At 60.6% G+C, this 5,482-nt stretch carries 4 protein-coding genes; all 4 read left to right on the top strand.

The window, feature by feature from the left end; translation table 11 throughout:
• Positions 1–444: protein translocase subunit SecF (gene secF, locus NUW23_13230; protein ID MCR4427122.1), on the top strand; the 444-nt coding region annotated here is incomplete at its 5' end.
• Positions 445–516: 72 nt separating this feature from the next.
• A complete protein-coding gene (locus NUW23_13225; protein MCR4427121.1) occupies positions 517–1,923 on the top strand; it encodes a magnesium chelatase in 1,407 nt (468 codons plus the stop codon).
• Complete coding sequence (locus tag NUW23_13220) at positions 1,920–3,626, top strand: VWA domain-containing protein (protein MCR4427120.1); 1,707 nt, start codon at positions 1,920–1,922, stop codon at positions 3,624–3,626. Before NUW23_13225 ends, NUW23_13220 begins: the two co-directional genes overlap by 4 nt.
• Positions 3,627–3,765: 139 nt before the next feature.
• Positions 3,766–5,482: single-stranded-DNA-specific exonuclease RecJ (gene recJ, locus NUW23_13215; protein MCR4427119.1), on the top strand; the 1,717-nt coding region annotated here is incomplete at its 3' end.

Raw genomic sequence — 5,482 nt, 5'->3', positions numbered from 1 at the left:
TTCGGGGTGGCCGGTCTTCTCGCGCTCGTTCATGACGTGCTGATAACGCTTGGTTTCTTCGCGCTAACCCGGGTTGAGGTGAACAGTGCTTTTGTGGCGGCACTTCTGACGGTTGTTGGATACTCGATAAACGATACGATCATCGTGTTTGACAGGATTCGTGAAAACCTCAGGGTGAGGAAAGAGGATCTCGGCTCGCTTGTGGACCGGAGCATCAATGAAACCTTGCTCAGGTCGATCAACACAGCAGGGACAACCCTGATTGCCGTCATCGCGCTCCTGATCTTCGGGGCGCCGACCATACGCGACTTCACTCTCGCGCTTCTCGTAGGGATCGCGTCTGGAACCTACTCGTCCATCTTCATTGCGAGCCCCATATGGTACGAGTGGAAGATCTGGGACAGAAAACGGGAAAGAGCAGCAGCTATGGTACCCAAGAAGTAGGGACCGGGAATCAAACCCTCCGCGCGGTGCAATACTACTCGGGACACGAGCACCGACGCGGAGGGGTTTGTCTTGCGTTCCTACGGAAGCCTCATCAGGCATGAGGGCAATGCGTCGCTCTTCACTGCTGTTGAAATCTCCATCACGGCCGCTGCTGCCGGCCGCCCAGTCCACATTCATGCTGAGGGCGTCCGGGGCACGGGCAAGACCACGATCATGAGGGCGGCGGCAGGGATCCTTCCGCCGATCGAACGGATCGCGGGGTGTGAGTTCAACTGCAGGCCGTGGGCGCCCCACTGCCCGGACCACAAGGACCTCCCGCTGGCTCGAATTCGCGAAATCGGCACAGAACGCATCCCCATGCCGTTCCTGGAGATATCGCACTCAGCGAAGCTCGGCACTGTTGTGGGCAGCATCGACCTTGCCCGGGTGACGGATCGGGACCATCCTTCTGCCGCGCTCCTTCTGGGCTCCATTCCCCGTGCACACAGAGGGATCCTCTTCGTGGACGAGATAAACAGGCTCGCAGATACCTCTCCGGAACTCACTGATGTGCTCCTGGACGTAATGGGCACAAAGCCAGGCCGGATCCAGATCGAGGAGTCTGGCCTCAGGACTGTGGTACTGCCGGTGGAGATATCTGTTTGGTCTGCATCTAACCCGGACGAAGACCCGGGACCGCTCGAGGATGTCAGGAGGCAGCTGTCGGACAGGTTCGACCTTACAGTGGAGACTGGGCGCTCCACTGAAGCGTCCCACATACGCAGGATTCTCGAGATGGAAGAGTTCGAGTCCGGGACGCTAGTCGGAGCAGACAACTGTGCCAGGGAGAATGCCGAGTCAGGCTGGCCGGCGAGATTCATTCAGGCGGCCGGTTCCTTGGCGAGAGTCCACTACCCGAACGATCTTCTGGAGTTGCTTGCCACCCTCTACATCGACTTCGACATAGAGAGCATTCGTGCGATGGAATCTCTGCGCACTGCCTCAAGGTGCAGGGCAGCCTTGATGGGCCGGCCCGTCGTGACGATCTCCGACATACGTGCGGTAGTGCCGATGGTCCTAAGACACAGGGTGGAAGTAGCGACTCTCGCGAACATCCTCAAGTACCTGGACGGGGTGGAGGATAAGCCTGCGCATGCGAAACCTGCTGCAGCAGTAGGGCAAACTGGGCTGCCGGGAGGCAACGATGGGTTCGGTCCGAGGGGTGACGGGGAGACCTCAGCCGCGGGCGGACCCGGGCTCCGCGGGGTTCTTCATAAGCTTCTGGAGCGCATGAAATCGGAGCAATCCGATGGGCCCACGCACGACGGGAGGCAGGGTGGAACGGGCGGAGCTGCTGGAACGTGCGTTCGAGGCAATGCTGCCGGGTTTCGTGCCCCGAGCGAGCACAGTGTCGGAGAGGTGTGTCCCCCGGACCCAGCCAAGGCCATCACCGAGCTGGGGCCGAAGGTCGTGTTCGGGGAGGACGAACTCTCTTGAGGTTCGATGCGCTACTGGCATTCGCACGGGACCTTGGGGATCTCTTTGCCGACGGGGCGGGAGCGAGAGTAGGCGAGACTACCGTGGCAAGCCGAAGGGTCCACGTGATCGACCCTGCAAATCCCAGTGAAGTGAAAGTGAAATGCTCAGCGGACGCGGGGAAGGTCTTCTACGGCCGGCCGGGACGGGACGAGGTGATCCACCTGGATATCTTCCACGCCCTGGCAGACATAGACCACCATCGAGTCGCGGCGGGAATCCGTCGGGCTGTGGACGAGTATGCGAGAGACTCTGGGGCATCGTGCCGTGGACTCGCGGATCTGATCGACGTCCAGACTGCTACGGGTGGAGGAAGGGTCACTGGGTCCCTCCGGTTTGGGTGTAAGGCGTCTCTTAGGCTTGCACACAGAGGGCACGTGCACGTGGCGGCCATGCTTGGCCGGGACACCCTGGGCGCAGTCTACTACATTGTCCGCGAGACTGAGAGGGTGATCGTCTCTCATGGAGTGGAGCTCCGGCGGGTCGATCGGGTGCACAATGACCGGTCCACGGGCGGACAGAGTATCGACCTGTCGCCTTACACAGCACAGACAGATTCGCTTCTTCGAGCAGACGGAGAGGGAGACGGAAATCCCAACCGCTCGAGCGAGATGAAAGAAGTGATCGATGCTTGCCAGGATTTCGGATCTGTCTCAAGCTTCCAGGCGTTTCTCGACTGCGTGGCATCGTCCAACCGGCGTGAAAGCCCATACGCCCATCTCGAGCGCGAGTTCGGGGACGCTGAATCGATGCTCGCGAAGCTAAGGGCGCTAGATGTGGTGAACGGAGAAGGCCCGTCACTCGAGATAACGGAGAAAGGCAAGAGAATTCGGGAGTTTCTCAGGAAATTCGCGCGGGAAGTGGAGACGGAGCTTCGGAAGCTGATCCGGCGGGCCGCGAGGCCCAGTATAGTCCCGATCGAACGAACAGACTTTTCTTCAGGGCGTGTAGCTGGGACGGGGCTGGTCGCAACCAGACTTACCCTGCCTGCATCCGAAGCCTTTGGGCAGGGCAGCATCGCCGTGGCGGAGACCGTATGTGCGTGGGCAGGGAGGTGCGCAACCGAGGGGCGGAGGACCGGGTTCGAATGGCAGGACGTCAGGGTCGAGTTGGTGAGGAGCCGGCCCCGGGTTGATGTTTGCCTGTTGATCGACGCAAGTGCCAGCATGGCTGGGAAACGGATACAGGCTGCCAAGCACCTGGCGCGCTACCTGTTCCTCACCTGTCGTGACCGGGTCAGCGTCCTCACTTTTCAGGACCGCCACGTCACCCATCACGTGATCAGGGCCCGCTCTGCGAAAGCACTCGAAATGGGGCTAGCCACGGTGAGGCCTGCCGGGCTCACGCCTCTTGCGGCAGGCATTGTGGACGCAGTCAAGCTTCTGGCGAGGAACAAGACCAAGCCGACGCTGCTCGTGCTGCTTACCGACGGCATTCCCACCATGAATCAGTGGACGGGAGACCCGGCCCGGGATTCGCTGGTTGCGGCGGAGCAGATCTCCAAGTACAACATACCGTTTACCTGCATTGGGCTCGCCCCGAACAAAGGTTTCCTTCGCAAGCTCGCCGAGATAGCTCGGGGGACTCTGTACATCGTGGATGAATTCGATCGCGACCTTCTGGCGAAGGTGGTCCGCGACGAGCGAGACCGGGTACCATCATGAGCGGTGGAGGAAAACCGCGGCTTTCAGTCGAATCTACAGAGATGGGACGCCACACCTCACATGCTCAGCCTTCAAATGTGCACACAGCGATTAGAATAGAATGAGATGGGCCGCGAACTCACATCAACCGGAGGAGATAATGTCGCCACGACGGAGGAAATGGGAAGTCTCATCGGGGAACCCCGAAATTGAGACGGATCTTGTACGAAGTCTAGGGATCAGTGGGCCCGTAGCCAGGGTGCTCGTCAACAGAGGCATCACCAATGTCAAAGCAGCCGGTGCCTTCCTTTCGCCGGATATCGCGAATCTACATGACCCGTTCGATGTGCCCGACATGGCTGCAGCAGTCTCCCGTCTAGTCCGCGCGGTCGGCGCAGGCGAGCGGATCAGGGTGTACGGGGACTATGATGTCGATGGTATAACCGGCGTCTCGCTCCTGGTCACTGTGCTTCGGGCCGCCGGAGCTCTGGTTGACTACTACATTCCCAACCGGCTGGACGAGGGATATGGTCTGAATATCGAGGCGGTGGAGCGGGCCGGAGCAGACAGCGTCTCGCTCCTGCTGACAGTCGACTGCGGCATCGGGGCTGTCGCGGAGGTTGAAAGAGCCCGGGATCTTGGAGTCGATGTTATCGTCACTGATCACCACGAACCAGGGCGCGCGCTTCCAAGGTGCGTCGGTGTCCTGGATCCCAAGAGGAAGGACTCGTGCTATCCGTTCAGCGAACTTGCTGGAGTCGGAGTGGCCTTCAAGCTCTGCCAGGCGTTGTGGGGCGCAATCGGGCGCCCCGCGGGGGCGGCCGATCCTCTGAACCACTTGGACCTGGTTGCCCTCGGCACTATTGCTGACGTGGTGCCTCTGCTCGACGAGAACAGGGTCATTGCCAAGTGCGGCCTCGAGGCAATGCACGGGTCCGAGAATCCGGGCATATCATGCCTGCTGGATGTGTCCGGCCTCACAGGGCAGGAACTGAGTTCAGGGCACGTAGGGTTCTCCCTGGCCCCCAGGATCAACGCGTGTGGGAGACTGGGCGACCCAAGCCTCGGTGCTGAGCTCTTTCTTACGGATTCCCCCGACCGCGCCCGGCAACTCGCAGAGTCCCTGGATGAGGAGAACCGCAGGCGACAGGGGATCGAGGAGGATATTCTCCGCGAAGCGTTGGAGCCGGTGAAGAAGATGAACCCCGCGTCAGTGAGGGCTATCGTCCTTGAGTCCGACACCTGGCATACCGGTGTAATCGGGATCGTGGCGTCCAAGATAGCGGAGCTGACTTTCAGGCCGACTGTGCTGATAGCTATCGAAAACGGCACGGGGAAAGGATCCGGCCGCAGCATTCCAGGCTTCAATCTTCATTCGGCGCTGACCGAATGTTCGGACCTATTGATCAAGTACGGCGGCCATGCGCAGGCCGCAGGGCTTTCTATAAGGCAAGAAGATGTGCCCAGGTTCCGGGAGAGACTGAACCAGATCGGCCACGAGTGGCTGGCGGACCAGGATCTCATCCCGACGGTCCGGGTGGACTCCGAACTCCGCGAGGACCAGATCACCGTGGGACTTGCCTCGGAGCTTGAGACCCTGGAGCCGTTCGGGTTGGGCAACCCGAACCCACTATTCCTGACGCGGAATCTGTTCATCCTGCAGCATCGGACGGTCGGAGCGGACGGAAGGCATCTCAAGTTGAAGCTGGGTCGGGGCGACCGTGTGCTGGACGCGATAGGATTCAGGATGGGGGAGAGGTATTCGCGGCTGGTGTCCTGCTCTGGGCAGGTAGATGCGGTGTACGCACTCGAGGTGAATAGGTGGAACGGCAGGCAGGCCGCGGAGCTCAATCTCCGGGATCTCCGGGAATCGGGCA

This window comes from Bacillota bacterium (genome assembly GCA_024655925.1).
Taxonomy (GTDB): domain Bacteria; phylum Bacillota; class DTU025; order DTU025; family JANLFS01; genus JANLFS01.
Note: the sequence above shows the minus strand (reverse complement) of the source record. Positions and strands in the feature narration are given on the sequence as shown.